This window comes from Ornithinimicrobium pratense, from assembly GCF_008843165.1.
In the GTDB taxonomy this organism is placed as follows: domain Bacteria; phylum Actinomycetota; class Actinomycetes; order Actinomycetales; family Dermatophilaceae; genus Ornithinicoccus; species Ornithinicoccus pratensis.
On sequence record NZ_CP044427.1, the window covers coordinates 1,526,354 to 1,548,461 of the forward strand.

Below are 22,108 nucleotides of genomic sequence, written 5' to 3' on the forward strand. Positions count from 1 at the left end.
CTGGTGGGGTGGTCGGGCCGCGGTGGTCCGGGGTCAGCCGATCTGCTCCTGCCGCCGTGGCGCACGCAGGGTGAGCCACAGGCTCAGCCCCGTGTAGTACACGATGTAGGCCCCGGACAGGGCGACCAGCCACGGGCTGGGCGAGGGGTGCTGCAGGAGGATCACGGCATACAGGGCCAGCCAGGCCACGGTGAGTGTCATGGTCAGCCCCCAAGCCGCCTCGGTCCGGGAGGGGTAGACGTAGCGGACCGGGACGAACACCAGCACCGACAGGACCAGCAGGATGGCAGTGGTCAGCCCCGTCCCGGCGTCGAGCACGATGATGTAGAACGCCGCGACGTTCCAGTAGCTGGGGAAACCGAGGAAGAAGTGGTCCTCGGTCTTGGCGTCGGCGCGGGAGAACTGCATGCAGGAGGCAAGGAGGGGGACCGCGGCCACGACGCCTCCGAGCCAGCCGTCCGGCAGGTAGCCGGCGCTCCAGAGCAGCACCATCGGCGCGAAGGCGTAGGTGAGGTAGTCGACGATGTTGTCCAGCAGGGCCCCGTCGAAACCAGGCAGCACCTTGGCGACGCGGAAGTGGCGAGCGAGGAACCCGTCGGTGCCGTCGATGACCATCGCGAGCAGGAAGAGCCAGAGCACCGCGAGGACATCGCCCGCGTAGGACAGGTGCACCATCAGCAGCGCCAGCACCGCTCCCGTCGCGGTGTAGGCGTGGACCGCGCCGGCGGCGACACGCTCCCACGGGCTCGGCTTCGGGCTCGGGTCCGGGTCTGGGTGTGGTGCGGGCATGGGCGAAACCTTATGTCGGCGCGCCCGGTCGGGATGTGTCGAGGCGCGCGCCGACCGCGGCCGGGCTCGGCGCTAGGGCCGGGTCGGCACTAGGGCCGGGCTCGGCGCTACCGGCGCACCCGTGGTGCCGGCAGCGTGGGGGCGGTCGCCGCGGGCCGCTCCTCCAGCTGCCGGAGGGCCTCGGCCATTGCCCGGTCCAGCTGGGGGTCATCGCTGCTGAAGAAGTCCGCTGGCGTGTGCTCGACCTCGATGTCCGGGTCGACGCCGTGGTTCTCCACGCCCCAGTCCTTGCCCTGCAGCCAGAAGGCGTAGCGGGGCTGGGTGATCGAGGTGCCGTCGACGAGGTCGAAGCGACCGTCGATGCCGACCACGCCGCCCCACGTCCGCACCCCGACGACCGGGCCCAGGCCCATGGCCTGGCCCGCAGCGTTGACGATGTCGCCGTCGGAGCCGGAGAACTCGTTGGCCACGAGCACGACCGGGCCGCGCGGGGAGGTCGACGGGTAGCGGCCGGCCTCCGCGTAGTGCCGCGCCGGGGCCCAGCCGACGGTCTGTGCGGCCAGCCGCGCGAGGACCAGCTGGCTGGTGTGGCCGCCCCGGTTGTAGCGGACGTCGACGACCAGACCCTCTCGGGCGCTGGCGTGTCGCAGGTCGCGGTGCAGCTGCGCCCAGCCGTAGCTCGTCATGTCGGGCACGTGCACGTAGCCGAGCCGACCGCCGGAGCGCTCGCGGACGTAGTCACGCCGGGCGCGGACCCAGTCCTGGTAGCGCAGCACCTCCTCGTCGGCCAGCGGGACCACCACCACCCGCCGATCGCTGCCCGCGCGGCGCAAGGTCAGCTCGACCGGTTTGCCGGCCGCCCCCATGAGCCGTGTCGCTGGCCCGTGCGCCGGGTCCACCGGCGCTCCGTCCACAGCCACGACGACGTCGCCGACGCGCGCGCCGACCCCGGCGGCGGCCAGCGGCGAGCGGGCCTCCGGCTCGCTGGACTCACCGGGCAGGATGCGCTCGATCCGCCACCCCTCGTCGGTGGGCACCAGGTCGGCCCCGAGCAGGCCCAGCTTGCGCCGGTCCAGCGACTCGTCGGTCCGCTCGGCCGGGATGATGTAGGCGTGCGAGGTGTTGAGCTCACCGACCGTCTCCCAGAGCAGGTCGACGAGGTCGTCGTGGGAGGCCAGGGTTTCTACGACTGGCCGCCACCGCTGCAGCGCCCCGTCCCAGTCGACGCCGTCCATGTCGCTGCGCCAGTAGTGCTCGCGCATGATCCGGCCGTTCTCCTCGAACATCTGCCGCCACAGTGCCCGCGGCGAGACCTCCCGGCGCAGCCGGCTCAGGTCGACCGGGACCACCGCGGGGTCGTCCTGCTCGGGCTTGCGGGCGGCGGGGGTGACGGTGACCGAATCGTGGTGCCGCACGATGAGCCGCTCGCCGTCACCGGAGACCTCGACCTTGTCCACCTTCTCCACGACCGTCTCCACGGCCCGCTTGGGGAAGGACCACAACTGCACGCTGTCGCTGCCAGGCTCGGCGGTGACACCGGCGCGGCGGGCGCCCAGCTCACCGGCCTCCCCCGCCTCGCGGACCCAGATCACCCCGTCCTTGACTACCCGCAGGTCGCGGTAGCGCCCGCTGGGCACCGGGAAGGGCACGATGCGTTGTTCAGCCCCCTCCGCGTCCAGGTCGGGGGAAGCGGGCGGCGCGTCGTCCTTGCCTGGCCCATCCGGACCGCTGGCTCCCGAACCGCCCTGGTCCGTCCTGCCGGGCCGGGCCTTGCCCTGCTCGCCCTGCCCCGCGCCGCTCAGCCGCCAGCCCTGCGCGGTGGGCCCGAAAGGCGGTGCCTGGTCGGCGGCCAGCGGGATCAGCCAGGGCCGCGTGGAGCCGGAGAAGGACAGCCCGAACTCGTGGGTGTCGTAGTCCGGGTCGAAGGTCCGCTCAGAAAGGAAGACCACGTGCTGGCCGTCGCGTGTGAACGCCGGGTCGTGGTCATGGAAGGTGCCGGAGGTCAAGGCCACCGGCTCTGCCCCCGGGTCCTGGGTGTCGAGCACCATCAACCGGTGCAGCTCGGACTCGCCGGTCGTCGGCTGCGACCACAGCAGGTAGCGGCCGTCCGGGGAGAAGGACGGGTGCAGCGCCTCCCCCTGCTCGGACCTGGCCACCTCGCGCACCGCGGTCGCCCGGTCACCGGACTCCGCGCCGGACCCGCCGCTGGAGTCGCCCTCGCCGCCCGCCCGGCTGGCGTCGATCAGCCGCACCGCCCCGTCGTGGGAAATCGTGGCCACCCTCGTGCCCGCCGCGTCGGCGGCGAGGTGCAGCACCCGGCCCAGCTGCCCCGAGGCGATGACGTGAGGGGTGGTGCCGGCGCCATCGGTGAGGTCGTGCACCTCTAGCCGGTCCTCCCCGTCAGCGTCGGTGACGAGGACGACCCGGCCGGTACGCCCGAGGAAGTGGGGCTCCCGCGCCCGCACCGCGTCATCAGCCACCAGCGCCCGGACCGGTCCCTCCCGGTGCGCAAGCCAGTGGACGGCGCCGTGCCAGCTGACCAGGCTCGCGTCACCGCCGTGGTCGGGGCGCAGCGGTCCCAGCTGCATGGTGGGGGAGAGGGAGTATGGCGCTGCGGCGGCCCCCGGCAGGGTGATCCCCACCTCGCGCGGGGTGGCCTCGAGGCCGTCCAGCAGCCAGAGGTGACCACGGCTGTGCCAGACGACGCGGTGGCCGTCGGTCGTCGCGTCCCGGACGTAGCCCAGGTCGGGGCCCTGGTCGGTCAGCTGCCCGGCCCTGGCCTCGGCGAGGCGTCCGTCGTCGGTGACGGCCCCCGCGCCGAATGCCCACAGGTTGGCCTGCCGGTCGGCCTCTTCGGCCGAGCCGGGCAAGCGAGCCGCCCGGTCGGAGACGAACACCAGCCGGTCGTCCACCCACATCGGGTCCACGATGGCGGCGGTGTCCTCGCGCAGGACCCGCTCCCACGTCATCCCCTGCCCGGCGTGCGTGTCACCGTCCTTGGCGGCATCGTTCCCGCGGCCGAGCCACAGGCGGGGCGCGGTGCCCCCGCGGTAGCGCTTCCACTGGGCCGGCGGCCGGCTGCCCGGGGTGGCGAGGGCGACGAGGCCGTCTTCGCGCACCGCCACCCCCCAGGCCGGGCCCCACGGGGGCGTGCGCACCGTCCCGTCCAGCCCGACCGAGCGGACGACGAGGTGGCGCAGGTTGGGCTGGCCTGCGTGCGAGGCGACGAGCACCCGGTCCGTACCCTCCCAGCCCAGGACCCGGGTGTTCTTGGCGCCCCACCAGGTCAGCCGCTGCGGCGCCCCACCTCCGTCGACCGGCATGGCATACACCTCTGGGTGACCGTCGCGGTGCGAGATGAAGGCGACGTGCGCGCCGTCGGGGGCGAAGCGCGGGTGGGCGACGGGCGCCGAGTCATGTGTGAGCCGCCATGCGGGGCCCCCGTGGATCGGCGCGATCCACACGTCGTCAGCGCCGACGAAGGTGAGCAGGTTCTCGTGCAGGTGCGGGTAGCGCAGGTAGGTCCTCACCCGACCGACCCTAGTCGCCGACGCAGACAGCCGCCCCCGGTTTGTCACGTTCTCCGCCTCGGCGGCGCCTGGCAGGACCCGGCCCATATCCGCTATTTGCGACGATGCCGCGGCCGTCGTCGTGCGGGGCGGCGAAGCACGAAGCGGGCCATGCGTGAGGCGTGGGTAGGACGGGCCACCAGAGAGCGAAAGCGGTCGGCTTGGTGGGAAGCGAGCATGTCGCGGATGAGCACATTGCCTGAGTTCGTCGCCCGTGGCTTGCTCGACTGCTGCTGCTCGTGGAGCCGGGCGCGGTCCTCGAGCTTTAACGGGACCAGCACATGGTCGACCGCGGTGAGGATCGAGCCGCGGAGCAACCACAGGGTGGTTTCCTCCCGCGGGTCGACCAGGAGCAGCTCGGTGAGGACGGCCCGAGCTTCCCCGGCGACGTCCAGGCCTTCGGCGAGGTTGCGCTTGACCTCCACCTCGGAGTTCTCGGCCTCGGCCTCGACGAGTGCGCCGAAGGCGTCCAGGCAGTCCGCGACGTGACCGAGCAGGACGGCGAACGCGGGCCGGACCACCTCGCCATAACCGTCGTCGGGCGTCTCGTGCTCGGGAGCCTCGGTGAGCATGGTGGCGAAAAGCGTGCGGATGGCGAGCAGGGAGTGGTCCAGGGAGGCCAGTCCAGCGCGGAGCACCGGTTCCACCTCAGGGGTGCCTATGGCCCGGGGGTTGAACCGCCGCAGGTCCGTGACAGTGCTGATGGCAACTGCCGTCCGGTCAGAGAGCTGGGCGACGGCGCGCGCCTGGTCCAGCCACGTGGTGACCGCGGCTTTGGTGATCGGTCTCTGGGCCATCGACGACGCGGCTGTCCGCAGGCACCCAGCCTGGCTGCTGGAGACGTTGCGCACGTCGGCCACCGCCGCCCGGATGGGGACGCGTGGCGGCAGAAGCAGGTTGAACGCCATACCGACGCCCGCACCGATAAACGTCGTCAGCACGCGTGTCTCCGCCGCGATCTCCTGGCCACCCATCCCCAGGATCAGCATGGCGCTGATCGGTGCCTCCAGTCTTTGGTCGCCGAGACGTAGGACTGAGGCGAGCAGCAGGGCCAGCGCGATCGCTGCTCCAAGGCTCCACCAGGTCAGACCTACCCACGACGACAGCGTGACCGCCACCAGCACCCCGGTCAGCACGGCCCCCACTCGGACGGCGCCCATCCGCAAGCTCGCAGATGCCGACGCCTGGACCACCAAGAGTGCGGTGAGCGCGCCCGTCAGGTCGGTGGGTCCCTCGACCAACCACACTGTCAGCAGGTAGGCCACGACGGCGGCGGTCGTCAGCCGGGCCACCCAGACCAGGACCGGCCACACCGGCTGAGGAAGCAACCAGGACGGTGCCACCCGCCCCAGGGCTGGACGAAACCGCCGCAGCACTGTGCGCTGATGAGCGGACTCGGGCATGGCGACTCCCACGACGAGGTCGGAGGATGTCAGCGTACAAGCCGGCGGTGGCCTGGGACGGGGAGGTGATGTGAACCGTTTCGCGTTACAGATCTCGCATAGTGAACAGAGTGGTTCCGTAGGCGGGGTCGGGCTCGCTCTGGCCAGTTTCGAGAAACCCGAGCTTGGCCAGGACGCGCCGAGACGCGGTGTTCCAGTCCCATACGGTTGCCCACAAGCGCCCGTATCCGGATGATCTGGCCCAGTCCATGACCGCGAGCGATGCTTCGGTGGCGTACCCCCGACCCCAGTGGCGTTGCAGCAGCTCGAAGGCTAGCTCCGGTTCGCCCGGGACGGGTCGCCCGCTGTCCACCAACCCGCAGTAGCCGATGACCGCCCCCGTCCTCACGAGTTTCACGGCCAGCAGGCCGACCGTCGTAGGTGGGTTGGAACGGATCGACTCCTCTAGGTCCGCGACGGTCGGGCGTCCGTCAGCACTCATCTGCCGGTGAGGCGGCACACGCGGGTCCCGCTCGGTCCACAGCTCGTGCAGGACTGCCGCCTCACCCACTCGCCACGGCCGCAGCAGCAGGCGGGCCGTGTGCAGGGCTGGTTCGTGCTCCTCGTCCGCTCCGGCGCTCATGGTGAAGACATTGCCACCCGCCGCGTCCCCGTCATACTCCTGGCGGGTGCGTCCGTCCTGGGTCAACCGGACTACGTTTGGACCGTTCGGCCAAACCCACCCATGTAGATCGGGAGAGCACTCATGCCTGCCCCCCTCGCCGAGACCACCGAGACCACACAGACGCCTGCGTCCGGCGTCCACATCCGCGTTCCGAAACTGCGGGTGGAGCGGCGTGCCATCGTGTGGTGGATGCTGCGGGCACTGGTCTTCTGGGGCCTTCTGGTGGGCGGACTCGCCACCGCTGCGGTGATGTGGGAGCCCGCACGGGTGTGGCTCGTCGTTCCCACCGTCTTCGTGGCGGTCGTCTTCCTGGCGAAGCTCTTCGTCGAACCGTGGTGGCGGTACGCCGTGCACCGCTGGGAGATCGGCGAGCACGCCACCTACGCCTCGAACGGATGGCTCGTGCGCGAGTGGCGCGTCGCCCCCACCTCGCGTATCCAAACCGTGGACGCTGTACGCGGGCCCATCGAGCAGATGCTCGGATTGTCGACCCTGCGCGTCACGACCGCATCGTCTTACGGGGCCATCAGCATTGTCGGGCTGGACCGCGCGGTTGCGCAGGATGCCGCCGCGAGGCTTGCCGTCATCGCCGAGATCTCCGAGGGCGACGCAACGTGACCGATGAGACGCTGCCAGCAGGCAGTCGCACCGCTCCCGAACCGTCGGCAGACGGCTGGCGTGGCCTCAGTATTCGAGTCGTCTGGGTGGATTTCGCCAAGAGTCTCTTATCCGTTCTCCCCGCGGTGGTCGCGATCCTCGGATTTGGCATCGAGCCTTCCTGGAGCTCGATGTGGCCGTTCGCAGCGATCGCCGTCTGGGGCGTGCTCAGTGCGGTTGCCGACATCATCCGCTGGCTGCTCACGCGGTACCGCATCACCGAAACCGAGGTGGAGCGAAGTACCGGCCTGTTCGTGCGCCGGCACCGTTCGGTTCGCCGCGACCGGATCCGAAGCGTTGACACCCATGCCAAACTGCGGCACCGCATTGCGGGGCTGCGCGTGATCACGGTCGGTGCTGGTCAGCAGACCAATGCCGGTGAAGCAGCGTTCGTGCTCGACTCCCTCATTCGCGATGACGCCGAGCTACTCCGCAGCGTCCTGCTCCGCGAGCACCAGACGGCCACCGCCGAAACGGAGCGTCCCAGGGATGGTGATGACATCCAGGACCCCCCCGATCCGGCCAAGACGCGCTCTGCTGAGGTCTTCGCGACATTGCGCCCGTGGTGGGTGGTTTACCACATGTTCAGCCTGTGGGCCTACCTCTCCGCAGCCGGCCTTCTGTGGGGTGCCTTCTGGTTGGCGTCCACCTTCGGTGTCAACTTGATCGATGTCTCCTCACGCTGGATCTCGTGGGGAGACCTCGGCTGGTTCGAAACGATCGCAGTCGCCGTCGTCGGGGGCGGACTGTTCGGCGCGATCGCCATGGGCGTGGGCTTCTTCCTCTCCTACTGGAAGTTCGAGCTGGCGCGCGTACGCAGCGATGACACCTCCTTCCTCCGCACCCGCAGGGGCCTGCTGAGCACCCGGGAGGTGAACCGTGACGAAGTGCGCACCCGCGGGCTCTCCATCTCCGAACCCTTGCTCTGGCGTTGGATGAGAATGGCCGATACCAACGTCATCACCACCGGCCTGAGCATCTGGGACCCCGAGCAACCCAGCGCTATCCTTCCCCGCGGCCCGAGGAGCATCGCCCACGAGGTGGCTACCCGAGTCTTGGGAGCGCCGTCACCGCTGGAGGTTCCACTGCCAAGGCATCCCCGAGCCGCTCTACGCCGCAGGCTCTGGTGGGCGACCGCCTTCACCGCTCTGGGTGTCGCCATCGTGGCATTGCCCGTGGCGACCTCTGTCGTGCCGACGTGGGTGCTGTGGGCGGCGATCGGCGTGTGGCCGGTGGCATTGTGCGGTGCCATCGTGGCCTACCGAGCCCTCGGTCACGCGATCACCGAGGACTACGTCGTGATGCGGTCTGGTCTGACGAGCCGCACCACCTCGGCGCTGCGTCGCGATGCGGTCAGCACCATCGCGGTGCGGCAGTCGATTCTGCAGAAGCGGCTCGGGCTCAGCACCGTGTCGGCGATGACGGCCGCCGGGTGGTCGATCTATGAGGCCCCAGATGTCTGCGCCCACGAAGCCATCTCATTCGCCGCACAGGCCGCCCCGGGTTTCCTGGATGAGTTCCTCGGGTCGTCGGTGTGCTCGCGCGCTGACGAGGTCGCCTCAGGCCCAGTTCGCGATCTCTGACAGCGACTGCTCATCCCCGGTCGAGGAGGCGCCGATCACGCTGAGCGTCCCGTCCGGCTCCAGGACGACCGCCGCGATGGTCTGCAGGCCACCGTGCCCTGCGGAGCGTGCCGCCTGCAGCACCTCGCCCCGGGTCAGCCGCACCCGCCTGAGGGCCGGCTCGAGCAGCTCGCCCCGCCTGAGCACGAGGGTCGGCTCAGCATTGACGAACCGACGCCCGCCCGGTAGCGAGGTCGTGACGCGTGAGACCAGCCATTGCGTGCAGATGAGCAGCCCCATCCCGGTGAGCACATCGGCATACCGGATGTCTTGGGTGAGCACAGCGCTGGCCAGCATCGACCCCAGCGCCACGGTCACGACGAAGTCGAAGGCGTTCAGCTTGGCCAAGACACGTTTGCCCGAGATGCGGAGCAGGACCACCAACGTCACGTATGAAGCCGCGCCGACCAGCACGATGCGCAGCAGCGCGGACCAAGAGTCGAACCACATGAGTGAGTGAGCCTTTCGCGAGGAGTGCGCAGTCCACCTGAGACTGGCACGCAACGTGCCCGCGCAGCGAGGCAGGCATGTTCAGGGCCCTCGCGTAGGGTCAACCAAGATCCGCGACCGACAAGGAGACCCTCGTGGCCACGCAGCGCCCGACCCTGGTCCTGGTCAACTCCTCTGCAGGTTCGGGAGAGGCGGACCTGGTGGAGCAGGTGTGCCGTGCACTGGAGCAACACAGCCTGTTCGGCACCGAGGTCGTGGAATCTGGGTCTGACGAAAGGTATGCCGCGGCCGTCGCCTCGGCGCGGGGGCGCGACGTCGTCGTCGTGGGCGGAGACGGGTCGGTGAACAGGTTGCTGCAACAGCTGATGGACCAGCAGCTGCTGGGCAGCGTCGGTGCGGTCGGGGTGGTGCCGGTGGGCACCGGGAACGATCTGGCCCGCGACGCCGGTCTCCCCTTGGACTGGTGCGGGGCGGCAGAGGTGGCGGTCAGCGGCGCCCCAGTGGCTCGGGGCCTGCTCGTCGACACCGCGGGCCGCGTGGTGACCAACGTCGTGCACTGCGGGGTGGCCGCGGAGGCGACCGCGCACGCCGCGGACGTCAAGGGTGTGCTCGGCAGGACGGCCTACACCTGGGGCGCGGTGCGCGCCGGGCTGACCAGGCAGGGGTGGCACTTGCGGGTCGTCGTCGACGGCCGCACCGTCGCTGACGGGACCGAGCGACTGCTCATGGTCAGCGCCGCCGTGGGGTCCAGCGTCGGTGGCGGCCACGAGATCGCCCCGAATGCCGACGCCGGCGACGGGCAGGTAGATGTCGTCATCGCTCACGGGACCTCTGCCCGAGCCAGGGTGGGTTTTGCCCTGGACCTGCGCCGCGGGCGGCACATCGAGCGTCAGGACGTCACCGTGACCCAAGGTCGCGAGGTGCTCGTCAAGGCCGTGACGTCGCGGGACGCGTTCGCGGTCAACACCGACGGAGACGTGGAGAAGGACCGGCTGCGTAGCCGCCGCTGGCAGCTACGCGCGGACGCGTGGCGGCTGCGGGCGCCCACCAGGCCTCACTGACTCCTCCCGCTCGACCACCCTGGGCTCGCCGGTCACCACGCTGGGACCGACAGGGTTGTGAACGCCTTCGCAGATCCCGGTCACGAGGGGTGGACGTACGATCCACCTGGACGCGGAGGCATCGTCAGGCTCTGCTGCGCCGCAGGGCGGAAGCAGCCACGACCGCGGCGGCAGCCAGCGTCGTCAGGCACCCGATCGGCAGCGGCAGGCAGCAGCCGCCGACAACGACGCGGCTGTTGCCGCGGGTCCACGTCCGGGACGGCAGCGGACCCAGGCCCCCGCTCTGCGACTCCCACCGCCCGTCGTCCTGGGCCGCCTGCTCGGCGGCCCACGGGTCAGCCGGCTCCGACCCCGGCGCCGCGTCCGGGCGGGGGAGGTCTTCCGGCGCGGGGCCACCTTGGTAGGTCATGAGCACCGATCCTGACACCGGGGCGGCCATGGCGCAGCACAGATGTTCCTGGGTGGGCTCGGGTGGCGTCTGAAACTGGCGCTGGCACCACGCGGCAGTGGGGGCGGCTCACTCGTCCCGCGCGACCACCTTGGCCTCACCAACCTCCACGCCCGGGACCGACAGGTCCTTCAGCGCCTTCGAGATGCCGGCGACCAGCGCCGAGGGCGCCCGGTCTTCCTGGCGGATGTCCTGCGGTGACAGTGAGTCCTCGGGGGTGTCGGACTGAACCGCCTCAACGAGGGCGTCCTCGTCGGTGATCTCGGCGTCCAACTGGATGGTCAGCGTGTGCTTGCTCATGGGAGAAGACTCACTGATGGAGCCTGCCCCGGCCACTCGGAGGAGCCTGTGGCCCCGGCTACCGCCAGCCGCGCGGCGGCGTCCGCTCATCAAGCCCGCAGTGTGCTGATGAGGCAGGATCTCAGGTGTGTTGCGGGCGATGGACCGGCAGCAGGCCAGAGCCAGGAGAGGGATCCGGTCGCGATGAGCCCAGTGAGCACAGCCGATGCAGTGGTGATCGGCGGGGGACCCAACGGCCTCGTCGCCCTGAACGCCCTGGTCGACGCCGGGTGGGACGTTGTGCTCATCGAGGCCAACGACGAAGTGGGCGGCGCGGTGCGCAGTGGCGAGGTGACGACGCCGGGTTTCGTCAACGACCTGTTCAGCGCGTTCTACCCGCTGGCGGCGGCCAGCCCGATCATCCGTGACCTGCACCTGGAGCAGCACGGCCTGGTGTGGCGCAGGGCGCCGCACGTGCTCGCCCACGCCCTCGACGACGGGTACGCCGCCGTCCTGCGCGACCGCGCCGAGGACACCGCCGCGGCCCTCGACGCCGAGGCCCCGGGTGACGGTGAGGCGTGGCTGGAGCTGGTGCACGGGTGGGACCAGATCCGCGACCCGCTGCTGGACGCCTTGTTTACCCCGTTCCCGCCGGTCACCTCGGCCGCGCGCATTCTCCGCCGCCTGGGCGCAGCTGACACCCTCGATTTCGCTCGCTTGGCGGTGACGCCTGTCCGCAGGCTTGCCGACGAACGGTTCACCGGCCCCGGCCCGGGGCTGCTCCTGACCGGCAATGCGATGCACGGGGACATCCCTCCGGACGCCGCCGGCAGTGGCATGTTCGGGTGGCTGCTCACCATGCTGGGGCAGGACGTGGGCTTCCCGGTCCCTGAGGGTGGTGCGGGCGAGTTGGCGCACGCCCTTCGGCGGCGGGCCGAGAGCAAGGGCGCCCGCCTGCTCACCGGCACCGCAGTGACCGCCGTGATCGTCGAGCACGGCCGGGCCTCCGGCGTGCGGCTCGCGGACGGGACGATGGTCCGGGCCCGCCGTGGCGTGCTGGCCGATGTGGCTGCGCCGGCGCTCTATCGCGACCTCCTGGCCGGCCACCGCCTGCCCGCACGGCTGCTGCGTGACATCGACCGCTTCCAGTGGGACAACCCGACGATCAAGGTCAACTGGGCCCTGGAGCAGCCGGTGCCCTGGTTGGCTGAGGACGCGCACGGTGCCGGGACCGTGCACCTCGGCGTCGACGCCGACGGCTTCGTCGACTTCGCCGCGGACCTGTCGGTCGGTCGGACCCCCGCGCGGCCGTTCATCCTGTTCGGCCAGATGACAACCTCGGACCCGACGCGCTCACCCGCGGGGACGGAGTCGGCGTGGGCCTACACCCACGTCCCCCACACGATCGACTGGTCCGGCGATCACCTTGCGGCCCACGTCGAGCGGATCGAGGACGCGCTCGAGCGGGTCGCCCCGGGCTTCCGGGACACCCGGCTGGCCCGTCACGTGCAGTCTCCGGCGGACCTCGAGGACGCGAACGCCAACCTCGTGGGCGGTGCCGTCAACGCCGGCACCTCGGGGCTGCACCAGCAGCTGGTCTTCCGCCCCACGCCGGGGCTGGGTCGTCCGGAGACGCCAGTGCCGGGCCTCTACCTCGCCAGCGCCGCCGCGCATCCCGGAGGAGGGGTGCACGGCGCACCCGGCTGGAACGCCGCCCGCGCCGCGATCGGGGCTCACGCCCGGCTTACCGGCGGGGTGCGGCGAGCGCTCGCGCGCACGGCCTGGGCCCGGCTCCTCCCGCGGCCCTGAGCGGTCTGCAGCGACTGGCCGGGTGTGCAGCATGCAGTGACCGGCGGGGAGGTGCGGGGATGCTCGAACGGTCAGGCGCTGGTTTCGCCGTTGCGGAAGCGCCCCTCGGCCAGGAAGGCCAGCCGCCGAAGCGCCTCGACGTTGCGCGGCCCGATCGCCAGCTGGCGCCCCGGCCTGGGCAGGAGCTTGCCGGGCCCGCGGGAGGCGTCCTCCGCGATCTTCACTGTGCAGGCCCGCTCGCCGCGGGGAGTGATCGAGATGACGACCCGCGCCTCGCCCAGGGGCCAGCCGCGGGCGGTGAGGACGAGCAGGGAGGGCTCGACGGAGCGCTCGACCGTGGTCGCGTCGTTGATCAGGGCGGGCCAGAGACCGAAGGAGTGGTGGACCTGGGCACCTTGCGCCGGCCAGGTCACGTCGACGTCGCGGACGCGAGAGGCACCCACGACCCACGTCGCGTAGGACCACCCGTCGGCGAGGACGTCCCAGACCGCCTGGCTCGGGGCCTCGACCTCTCGCGTGACGGTGACGACGCCAGGGGATTGATCCACGATCTGCTCTCCGGGCGGCGTGCCTGGGGTGACGGCGGCGACGGGGGAGCCGGCGAGCGAGAGCCCGCTGGTCCAACGGCGACCCCACCTTCCGTGGACCGCCTCCCCCAGGGGCAGCGGCGCCAGGACATTGCCAGGCGAGTTGGGGACCTCCCCGCGCGAGAGCCCACCGGTCTTCATCAACGATGTCACGAGGAGGTCATACACCGCGGGGGACAGGCGGAACCCGCCCACCACGACATGGTTGGCCAGCCCGACAGAGGTCTCGCGACGGGGACGGTCGAGGGCGCGGACCACGGCGCGAGCCACCTTCTCCGGAGGGTCCACCGGGGGTGGCGGGCGGCCGTGCCGGCCCAGGTAGGTCCCCGCCTGCAGGTAGACCGGGGTGTCGACGCCCCCGGGCGAGACGAGGCTGATGTGGATGCCCGGCGTGCTGCGGGCCTCAATCTGCAGGGTCCGCACGAGGCCGTGAACTCCCCACTTCGCCGTGATGTAGGAACTCATGAAGGGGGTGCTGATCTTGCCGAGCAGCGAGCCGAGGAACACCAAGCTCCCGCCGCCTGCCTCCTTGAACTCCCGCAGCGCGCATCGCGCGACGTTCGCGGTGCCGATCAGCGTGGCCTCGATGGAGCTGTTGAACACCTCTGCCGGAACGTCCTCGAACCGGCCATAGGCAAGGGACCCCGCGGAGTGCACAACGCCGTCCAGGACGCCAAAGGCGGTGCGAGCGCCAGCGAAGGCGGCGTCCAGAGCCTCGACGTCGCGCACGTCGGCGACGGTCACCAGGGCCTTGGCCCCCCGGTCCTCGCACTCCTGACGGACGGTCTGCAGCACGTCGAGAGAGCGAGCCAACAGGACGAGGTTCGCGCCCTCATCGGCCAGCTGCAGGGCCGTCGCCCGACCGATGCCACTGGAGGCTCCGGTGATGAGCACGGTCCTGGGCGTGTGGGTCACTCCCTCAGTGTGCGGTTTCGCCCGGGATTGTGCCCCCCGCACCGTCACATCCCGCACCCCCTCTGTCCCAAGGCGCGCCATACGCCGTCGCCTCCGCGCCCTCGGGACAGGTTCGTGCAGGCCGCCAAGGCGCTGTTCGCGCTGCTCACCGGCGCCCGGCGTGGGAACACACCGAGGACATCGCCCGGATACTCACCGACTGCGGGCTGCAGACCGGCCCGGTCGGGGTGGAGCGGCACCACGCCACGGGGTAGGTCCGGGAGATCTGGACCGCCCTGGACCGAGCGGCCGGGACCCTCATGGGTCACCGAGCCGGGTGACCAGCGCGACTACCGGGCGGTCGCCCTGGCCCGGGCCGCCCGGTGGCCGGACGGATAGGGAGTCGGCAAAGGTGTGCGCCGGCGGCGCTCAGCCCGTCATGCACTCCATGAGCGGACCCATGAGGTTGTCGGCCGCCTCGTCCTCACGTCCCTGGAACATCAGCGAGAAGAGCTCGGTGAGGGCATCGTTGTCGAGCACCTCGTTGATGCACTCCTGCTCCTGCTCGCCCATGGTGTCGTCCGCGGCGAACTGCTCGGTCAGCATCGCCTGGGCGTCGACGCAGCCTACGAGGACGTCGGCGGCGTGGTCAGCGTCCTCCTCCTCCATGGTCACGTCGGTGACCTGACCGGCGACCTCCAGGTCGTCGGTGAGCAGGCCGTACTCCTGCAGCTGCTCCACGCCGATCCGGTCGACCATGCCCTCGCCGACGCAGTCCGCCTGCTCCTGGTCGACGGGGAAGTCCTCATCCGACTCCTCCATCATGGAGGCCGAGATGGCTTCCGCAGCCTGGGCCTCGTCGTCGTTGCCGCAGGCGGCGAGGGACAGGGTCAGGGCCAGGCTGCCAGCAACAACGAGTGCTCGGGTCTTCATGTGGTTTCTCCTCAGTACGGCGGCGCTCAGGCCCCCCCGTGTCGTTGACGGCCCCTCCGGCCGGCGCGCCGACGCCGGCACGCGGGTCTGAGGCTAGCAGGCGGCGCCCGCAGGGAGGCTCGCCCTCAGCCTCGGCGGCGTGGCGGAGGGTACACGCCACGGTCCGAGGTAGGCCGGTGTCGCCTTGGCGACACCCACCTACCTCAGTCCTGGTCACCTTGCTGTGGCGCCGATGGGGACACTATGGCCACCTGACGCAATGTGCTGCTGCTGGGCAGGCAGCCTTGGCTTCAGCCCTCACCCGCCGCGGTGACCAGCTGCTCCCAGGTAATGCTGCGAGGTGGGCTGTGTCGGTGCTGGGTGGCCAGGGCGGCGACGGCGCGGCTCAGGGCCTCGCGGCCCAGCTCCTCGCCGAAGCGATCGACCACGAGGATGGCACGGGGACGGGCCAGGCCGCCCAGGGCCTCACGGACGGCGTCCATCAGCTCCACGGCCACGGCGTCCAGGTCGGTGCCGCGGGCGCTCTCGGCCATCTCGGGGGTCAGCACTACCGCGGCGACGAGCGACCGACCGAGCTCGACGTCCTTGCGGACCGTCACCCGGGCCTCGGCCACGAACGGGTGGTCGATCAGCACGTCCCGGACCTCGCGCAGCGAGACCAGCTGGCCCGAGACCGAGACAACCTCGTCGGTGCGGCCGAGGAAGACCACCGTGCCGTCCCCGGCCCGCAGGGCCAGGTCGCCGGTGGCGTAGACACCGGGGTGGCGGCCCCAGTGCTCCCACGGGTCCTGCGAGACCTCCTCCGAGCCGTCCACCCCGATCATCAGCCCGGCCCATGGGCGTCGCAGCACCACCTCACCAGTGTCACCCGGTGCCACGATCCGTCCCTCCCGGTCGACGATCTCCAAGCCGCAGTCCGGCATGGGCAGCGCGGCCCCGGCAACATCACCGCCCGATCCGTCGCCGCCGGCCGCATTCGGCCCGCTGGCCGCAGCATCGCCAGACCCTCCGGCATCGGTGACCCGCACAACCCCACCCAGCTCCAGCTGGCCCCAGGCGTCCAGCAGCTCCAGGTCGGCCCCGAAGGCGTCCCGGATCCACCCGGCCAGCTCCGGCTCCACCGGCTCGCCCGCGGTGGCCAGGCGGCGCAACGAGGGAGCCGCGTCGACCCGGGGCATGTCCCGGTCCCAGCCCCGCAGGGTCCGCATCACCGATGGGCTGGTGATGAGCGTCTCCACACCGTAGCGGCGCACGATGTCCCAGGCTCGGCGATGATGCGGCACGTCGAGGGTGCCCTCGTACATCACCGAGGCGTCCCCCCAGGCCAGCGGCCCGTAGACCGCGTGGAACTGAGTCACCGCCCAGGCGATGTCGCCCGCGCACCAGAACGGGCCACCAGTCCGCAGCCGCCCGTGCACCGCGATCGCGTTAGCCAGGACGCAAGCGGTGCCGTGCAGCACCGACACAGGGTGCCCGCCCCGCCGCGCGATCGGCACCGAGGCGACCGGGTGGTGGCTTGCGAGCGCGAGGACCTCATCGGTGGTGTGCACCTTGCCGCGCTTGGCGGCCACCACGTCGTGATACCACCGGTCACCCTCGTACCAGGCGACGTCCATCCCGGTGCGCCGCACCACGATCGTGTGCTCGATGCTGCCCACGGCGGACAGGGCGTCGTCAAGCCGGGCCTTCAGCGGCAGGACCGTCCCGTGCCGCCACGCCCCGTCCTGGGTGAAGATGACCTTCAGGTCCAGCAGGGCCAGCCGGTCGGCCAGCGGCCCCGACGGCAGGGCCGAGGGGATGATGCTGTGCACGGCTCCGATGCGGGCGCAGGCCAGCATCACCACCACGGTCTCGGGCAGCCAGCCCAGGTGCAGTCCGACGCGCTCGCCCGGCTGCACACCCATACCCGTGAGGGCTCGCGCCAGCGTGACCACCTGCTCGTGCAGCTCCCGGTAGGTCAGGTCGCGCCGGTCGCCCGGCTCACCCTCCCAGTGGATCGCGTCGTCGTCACCGCGCTCCTGAAGGTGAGCGTCCAGGCAGGTCACGGACAGGTTGAGCCGTGCCCCCGGCAGCCACGCCGCGCCACGCTCGTCCTCCCCCCACAGCCGAGTGGCGGGGGAGAGCAGGTGCAGCCGCCCCGCGACCTCCTCCCACCGCGGGTCGGGGGACAGCGGGGTCACCCGGTCAGCCATGGCCCAGCGTCCTTCCTGCCGCCTTCGCGGCCCGGCCCAGGTATGCCGCAGCCTGGGCGATGTGCGTCTCGTCGCCCGGGTCGGGCAGGTCGGCGGCGAGCGCCCCGACGGCCGCGCCGCTGGCGTCCAGCACCGGGACGGCCACCTCAGCAGGCATGGTCATGTCGTCGGGCTCGTGGGCCAGCCACTCGCCGGCCGCCCATTCGGCCCGCGCAGCCCGGGCCGACTCCTGCTCCTCGGGGTCGACCAGGCGCACCGCCTGCTGCCACTGCTCCTCGGAGGCGCGGGCAGCCAGCAGCCGTCCGCCGGCGGTCTCCAGGGCGCGGTGCACCCGGTTGCTCTCCCGGTAGGGCCCCACGACGCCCCCGTCGACACGGTCGACATACACGACCTCTCCGCTCACGAGGACCTCGACATGGACGGTCGCCCCGACCTTGTCCCGGACCTGGGACAGGTATGGGGAGGCGGCGCCGATCAGCGGCAGCCGCGTCAGGTAGTGGTGGGACAGCCGCGCCAGTTCTGGACCCAGCCCGTAGCGCGAGGTAGCCGGGTCCTGGACCGCCAGGTCTGCCAGCACCAGCGAGCGCAGCAACCGGTGCACGGTCGGGATGGACATCGCCGAGCGCTCCGCGAGGTCGGTGAGCTGGTGGTATGCGGGTCCGTCGGCCAGCAGCTCCAGCAGTGTGACTGCATTGCGCACGGTCCCCAGACCGCCCCGCCCGTTCTCGATGGTCGCCATCCGACCTCCTTTCGCCTGCATCATCCCTGATAGGCAGCCCAGTTGCGACATGCGGCCAAAGTTTCCTGTCCGAAGTGCTTGATTTTCAGATAGTGGAACCCTACTGTCAGTCCAGCCAGCACGTCACCGACGACCTGCAGGGAAGGACCGACCTTGCTTACTCGCGCATATCAACACTCCCTCAACGGCAGCCATCTGCCGGCCGGGGAGCCGTTGCTCGAGGTGGACGGCGTGTCGCTGCGCTTCGGCGGAGTCACCGCCCTGAGCGACATCAGCTTCACCGTCACCCAAGGCCATGTGCACGCCATCATCGGCCCCAACGGCGCCGGCAAGTCCTCGATGCTCAACTGCATCAGCGGGATCTACCACCCCCAGGAGGGCCAGATCCGGCTGCAGACCGCCGCGGAGTCGGGCGAACGGACGACCTCGACGCTGACCCAGCTGCCGCCCCACAAGATCGCCCGTCTCGGCGTGGCCCGCAGCTTCCAGAACATCGAGCTGTTCTCCCACCTCACGGTGCTGGAGAACCTCATGCTCGGCCGGCACATCCACATGAAGCACAGCGTCGCCGCCTCGATGCTGTGGTTCGGTCCGGCCCGCAAGCAGGAAATCGCCCACCGCCGGCTCGTCGAGGAGGTCATCGACCTGCTCCAGCTGCAGGCCTTCCGGTCCAAGCCTGTCGGAGCCCTGGCCTACGGCATCCAGAAGCGGGTCGAGCTAGGCCGCGCGCTGTGCATCCAGCCGGCGCTGCTGCTGCTCGATGAGCCGATGGCCGGGATGAACGTGGAGGAGAAGGAGGACATGGCCCGCTACGTCCTGGACGTCCACGAGCTGGCCGGCGTGACGGTGGTCCTGATCGAGCACGACATGAACGTCGTCATGGACATCTCCGACTGGGTCAGCGTGCTGGACTTCGGTCGGCTCATCGCCGACGGCACCCCTGATGACGTGAAGACCAACCCGGCCGTGATCGAGGCCTACCTCGGCTCCGACGACGAGGACTCCGCGGTCCGCGAGGCGCTGCAGACGATGCAGGAGCAGGTCGAGCAGGACCAGATCGAGAGCGACGCCCGTGGCTAGCAGTCCCCCGAGCCCCGCCCTGGACCTGGCCCGCGACACCTTCCCCCGGCTGCTGCGCCAGCTCGCAGAGGTGCGGCCCAACGATGTGGCGATGCAGGAGAAGCTCTACGGCATCTGGCAGCCGATCACCTGGTCCGACTACGCCCGCCGCGTCGAGGACTTCGCCCACGGGCTGGCCGGCTTCGGCGTCGAGCGCGGCTCGATCATCGCTGTCCTGGGCGACAACCGGCCCGAATGGCTCATCGCCGAGCTCGCCGCCCAGAGTATGGGCGCAGCCGTGGTCGGCATCTACCCCACCTCCATCGGCGAGGAGCTCGAGCACATCCTGGCCAAGTCCGCGGCCCGCGTCGTGGTCGTCGAGGACCAGGAGCAGGTCGACAAGCTCCTGCGGCTCAAAGAACTCGGGCGAGACCTCGACATCGGACAGGTCATCTTCTACGACCCCCACGGGCTGGAGCAGTATGACGACCCCTGGCTGATCGACTTCACCGAGGTCGAGCGACGCGGCCGGGAGCGCTCAGAGGCCCAGCCGCACTGGTTCGCCGAGCAGGTCGAGCTGGGCCGGCCGGACGACATCGCGGTCATCTGCACCACCTCGGGCACCACCTCCAAGCCCAAGCTCGGCGAGTTGTCCCACGCCAACCTGCTGGCGATGGCGCACAACCTCACCCAGATCGACCCGGCCGACAGCTCCTTCCGCTACGTCTCCTTCCTGCCCTTCGCCTGGATCGGCGAGCAGATGCTCGCGGTCGCGATCGGGCTGGGGCGCGGGCTGACGATCAGCTTCCCCGAGGACGCCTCCACCCAGCGCTCGGACCTGCGCGAGATCGGTCCAGACGTCATGTTCTCCCCGCCCCGGATCTGGGAGTCGATGCTCTCCGAGGTCCAGGTCCGCATCGACGAGGCCGGCTGGCTCAAGCGCAAGGTCTTCGGCTGGGGCTACGACATCGGTGACAAGGCCGCGCGCGCCCGCGTCCAGGGCAAGGGCCGCAGTGGGCTGCTGACCAAGCTCGCCGACGCGGTCAGCACCCGCCCGGTGCGCGACCAGCTCGGCCTGGCCCGGGTGCAGCGCGCCTACACCGGCGGCGCCCCGCTGGGCCCCGACGTCTTCCGCTTTTTCCACGCGATCGGGGTCAACCTCAAGCAGATCTACGGGCAGACCGAGATCTGCGGGATCGCCGTCGTCCACCGCGACGACGACATTGCCTTCAACACCGTCGGCACCCCCATCCCCGGGACCGACCTGCGGATCACCGACGACGGCGAGATCCTGCTGCGCTCGCCCTCGGTGTTCCGCGGTTACCACCGCCAGCCGGCGGAGACGGCCAAGACGGTCGACGCGGATGGGTGGCTGCATACCGGCGATGCGGGTTATCTGGACGAGGACGGCCACCTGGTTGTCATCGACCGCGCCAAGGACGTGCTGACCGCACCGGACGGCAGCCGCTACTCCAGCCAGTTCATCGAGAACAAGGTCAAGTTCAGCCCCTACGTCGAGGAGGCTGTGGTCTTCGGCCCCGAGCGGGCCGGCCAGGGGATGACCGCGATGGTCATTCTCGACCCCGGCACCGTCGGGTCCTGGGCCGAGCACGAGCGGTTGTCCTACACGACCTACACCGACCTGGCGGCCAAGGACGAGGTCTACGACCTGGTCGCCGAAGAGATCGTGCACGCCAACGAGGACCTGCCCGAGGCGATCCGGGTCCAGCGCTTCGTGCTGCTGCACAAGCAGCTCGACCCCGACGATGACGAGATCACCCGCACCCGCAAGGTCCGCCGCAACGTCATCGACGAGCGCTACGCCACCATCATCGCCGCCCTGCGCGCCGGCGAGGGCGAGGCCCGGATCAGCAGCCGCGTCACCTACCAGGACGGCTCCTCGGTCGTGCGGGAGCTGGGGCTGCGCATCTTCGACCTGACCACCTACGAGATCCCGCAGGGCCGGGGTCGCCGGCCGGTATGGAGTGGGCGCCGATGAGCGACAGCGTCGTGAGGACACGAGCTTGTGAGGCGGGACAGTGCGTGCGGCGCGTCCAGGGCCTTGAGGAGGCACGATGAGCACCTTCGTCAGTGTGCTGGCCTACGGGCTGGCCGACGGCGCGATCCTGGCGTTGGCCGCGCTGGGCTTCGTGCTGATCTACAAGGCCACGTCGGTCATCAACTTCGCCCAGGGCGAGTTCCTGCTCGTGGGTGCCTACATGTTCTACACCGCGTTCGTGGTGATGAGGCTGCCGCTGCTGCTGGCCGTGCTGGTCGGTGTCGTGGTGGCCACGCTCATCGGCGTGCTCGTGGAACGGCTGATCCTGCGCCCGATGATCGGGGAGAGCGCGATCAGCATCATCATGGTCACGATCGGCCTGTCCTCGCTGCTGCGGGCGCTGGTGCAGATGTTCTACGGCACCCGCCCCCAGCCGATGCCGGCGATCTTGCCTCGCGGCTCGGTGCAGATCCTGGGCGCCACGGTGCCGATCAACCGCCTGCTGGTCATCCTCGTCGCGGCCGTCGTGCTCACCGCGTTCACGATCTTCTTCCGCAAGTCCCGGCACGGCATCGCGATGCGCGCCGTGGCCGACGACCAGCAGGCGGCCATGACGATGGGCATCTCGGTGCGCCGCATCTTCGCCATGGCTTGGGCGTTGGCCGGCGTCAGCGCTCTCATCGCCGGTGTCCTGCTCGCCGACATCTCCGCGGTCGACCAGAACCTCGCGGCGTTCGGCCTGCTCGTCTTCCCCGTCGTCATCCTCGGCGGCCTGGACTCGGTGCCAGGCACGATCGTCGGCGGCATGATCATGGGCCTGCTCATCCAGGCCACCGCCAGCTACTGGGAGGCCGGCCTGGCCGTCGTCATCCCCTATGTCGTCCTCGTCCTCATCCTGCTGGTCAAGCCCTACGGGCTGTTCGGCGAGACCCGCATCGAGAGGGTGTGAGCAGC

At 70.7% G+C, this 22,108-nt stretch carries 18 protein-coding genes; 7 read left to right on the plus strand and 11 right to left on the minus strand.

The genetic code is table 11. The features are described from left to right. Positions 1–33 precede the first annotated feature (33 nt). The 4 genes from FY030_RS06860 to FY030_RS06875 form a co-directional block, all read right to left on the minus strand. Positions 34–789, minus strand: coding sequence for a CDP-alcohol phosphatidyltransferase family protein (locus tag FY030_RS06860; protein WP_158060858.1), 756 nt, complete (start codon positions 787–789; stop codon positions 34–36). A gap of 107 nt (positions 790–896) precedes the next feature. Then, positions 897–4,319, minus strand: a complete 3,423-nt coding sequence (locus tag FY030_RS06865; protein WP_238348597.1) for a S41 family peptidase — start codon at positions 4,317–4,319, stop codon at positions 897–899. 92 nt (positions 4,320–4,411) lie between these two features. Beyond that, on the minus strand, positions 4,412–5,761 hold the full coding sequence (locus tag FY030_RS06870; RefSeq protein ID WP_158060860.1) for an FUSC family protein: 1,350 nt from the start codon (positions 5,759–5,761) through the stop codon (positions 4,412–4,414). 85 nt (positions 5,762–5,846) lie between these two features. Then, the gene (locus FY030_RS06875; RefSeq protein WP_238348598.1) at positions 5,847–6,449 is read right to left on the minus strand and encodes a GNAT family N-acetyltransferase; all 603 of its coding nucleotides are present in this window, start codon (positions 6,447–6,449) and stop codon (positions 5,847–5,849) included. Between the two features lie 57 nt (positions 6,450–6,506). On the opposite strand from FY030_RS06875, the gene FY030_RS06880 reads away from it, so the two are divergent. Both FY030_RS06880 and FY030_RS06885 read left to right on the plus strand, forming a co-directional pair. Then, positions 6,507–7,043 carry a PH domain-containing protein gene (locus tag FY030_RS06880; protein WP_158060861.1) on the plus strand — a complete coding sequence of 179 codons (537 nt, stop codon included), beginning with the start codon at positions 6,507–6,509 and terminating at the stop codon, positions 7,041–7,043. Beyond that, on the plus strand, positions 7,040–8,665 hold the full coding sequence (locus tag FY030_RS06885) for a PH domain-containing protein (protein WP_158060862.1): 1,626 nt from the start codon (positions 7,040–7,042) through the stop codon (positions 8,663–8,665). Before FY030_RS06880 ends, FY030_RS06885 begins: the two co-directional genes overlap by 4 nt. Here the strand turns inward: FY030_RS06885 and FY030_RS06890 are convergent. Continuing rightward, entirely contained in the window at positions 8,642–9,154 is a 513-nt protein-coding gene (locus FY030_RS06890; protein ID WP_158060863.1) for a DUF421 domain-containing protein, read from the minus strand. The two genes, FY030_RS06885 and FY030_RS06890, sit on opposite strands and share 24 nt — an antisense overlap. Positions 9,155–9,288: 134 nt before the next feature. On the opposite strand from FY030_RS06890, the gene FY030_RS06895 reads away from it, so the two are divergent. Continuing rightward, positions 9,289–10,215, plus strand: coding sequence for a diacylglycerol/lipid kinase family protein (locus FY030_RS06895; protein ID WP_158060864.1), 927 nt, complete (start codon positions 9,289–9,291; stop codon positions 10,213–10,215). Between the two features lie 124 nt (positions 10,216–10,339). Here FY030_RS06895 and FY030_RS06900 read toward each other — a convergent pair whose 3' ends face one another. After that, the gene (locus tag FY030_RS06900) at positions 10,340–10,624 is read right to left on the minus strand and encodes a hypothetical protein (protein WP_158060865.1); all 285 of its coding nucleotides are present in this window, start codon (positions 10,622–10,624) and stop codon (positions 10,340–10,342) included. A gap of 108 nt (positions 10,625–10,732) precedes the next feature. After that, positions 10,733–10,963: a hypothetical protein gene (locus tag FY030_RS06905; RefSeq protein ID WP_158060866.1), complete on the minus strand. Its 231-nt coding sequence runs from the start codon at positions 10,961–10,963 to the stop codon at positions 10,733–10,735. Between the two features lie 192 nt (positions 10,964–11,155). Here FY030_RS06905 and FY030_RS06910 point away from each other — a divergent pair, with 192 nt between their 5' ends. After that, positions 11,156–12,751: a phytoene desaturase family protein gene (locus FY030_RS06910; protein WP_238348599.1), complete on the plus strand. Its 1,596-nt coding sequence runs from the start codon at positions 11,156–11,158 to the stop codon at positions 12,749–12,751. 71 nt (positions 12,752–12,822) lie between these two features. On the opposite strand, the gene FY030_RS06915 is transcribed toward FY030_RS06910, so the two are convergent. From FY030_RS06915 to FY030_RS06930, 4 genes are all read right to left on the minus strand, one after another. Further along, a complete protein-coding gene (locus FY030_RS06915; protein WP_202879780.1) occupies positions 12,823–14,253 on the minus strand; it encodes an SDR family NAD(P)-dependent oxidoreductase in 1,431 nt (476 codons plus the stop codon). Positions 14,254–14,661: 408 nt separating this feature from the next. After that, complete coding sequence (locus FY030_RS06920) at positions 14,662–15,165, minus strand: hypothetical protein (protein ID WP_158060869.1); 504 nt, start codon at positions 15,163–15,165, stop codon at positions 14,662–14,664. Positions 15,166–15,455: 290 nt separating this feature from the next. Further along, the gene (locus FY030_RS06925) at positions 15,456–17,357 is read right to left on the minus strand and encodes an acetate--CoA ligase (RefSeq protein WP_158060870.1); all 1,902 of its coding nucleotides are present in this window, start codon (positions 17,355–17,357) and stop codon (positions 15,456–15,458) included. Further along, positions 17,350–18,096 (minus strand): IclR family transcriptional regulator, encoded by a 747-nt coding sequence (locus FY030_RS06930; RefSeq protein WP_192498757.1) that lies wholly within the window; start codon positions 18,094–18,096, stop codon positions 17,350–17,352. Before FY030_RS06930 ends, FY030_RS06925 begins: the two co-directional genes overlap by 8 nt. A 153-nt stretch (positions 18,097–18,249) precedes the next feature. Here FY030_RS06930 and FY030_RS06935 point away from each other — a divergent pair, with 153 nt between their 5' ends. From FY030_RS06935 to FY030_RS06945, 3 genes are all read left to right on the plus strand, one after another. Next, entirely contained in the window at positions 18,250–19,176 is a 927-nt protein-coding gene (locus FY030_RS06935) for an ABC transporter ATP-binding protein (RefSeq protein ID WP_158060872.1), read from the plus strand. Then, a complete protein-coding gene (locus tag FY030_RS06940) occupies positions 19,169–21,154 on the plus strand; it encodes an AMP-binding protein (RefSeq protein ID WP_238348600.1) in 1,986 nt (661 codons plus the stop codon). Before FY030_RS06935 ends, FY030_RS06940 begins: the two co-directional genes overlap by 8 nt. Before the next feature lie 76 nt (positions 21,155–21,230). Beyond that, entirely contained in the window at positions 21,231–22,103 is an 873-nt protein-coding gene (locus tag FY030_RS06945) for a branched-chain amino acid ABC transporter permease (protein ID WP_158060873.1), read from the plus strand. Positions 22,104–22,108 lie beyond the last annotated feature (5 nt).